Consider the following 277-nt stretch of genomic DNA (forward strand, 5'->3'; position numbering starts at 1 on the left):
TCGCAGACGCACACGTGGACCGGGCTCGCGGAGGATCAGGAGGGTATGCGGGCGCGCTGGCGGCCGTTCACGCTCTCCGGCGCGGATCAGCCGAGGTTCCTGCCGTCCGGTGTGCGTGACGGTGACGGGCCGGGTCTGGTCGCGTTCGAGAATCTGTCGCTGAACCCGCCCACGCCCAAGACCCCCGCTCCGACGCGTGCGCCGAGTCCGCAGCCGGAGGTGCCCGGCGCGTTCCCGGACGGCGCCGAGCCGGGCGACGTCGAGGCCGGCCGGCCCG

At 75.1% G+C, this 277-nt stretch carries 1 protein-coding gene; it reads left to right on the top strand.

Annotation, left to right across the window (positions count from 1 at the left end; translation table 11 throughout):
- Positions 1-45: 45 nt before the first annotated feature.
- The coding region (locus tag OP04_RS55290; RefSeq protein ID WP_232324037.1) for a hypothetical protein at positions 46-277 on the top strand (232 nt) is incomplete at its 3' end.

It is taken from the genome of Catenuloplanes japonicus (assembly GCF_000717135.1).
In the GTDB taxonomy this organism is placed as follows: Bacteria; Actinomycetota; Actinomycetes; order Mycobacteriales; family Micromonosporaceae; genus Catenuloplanes; species Catenuloplanes japonicus.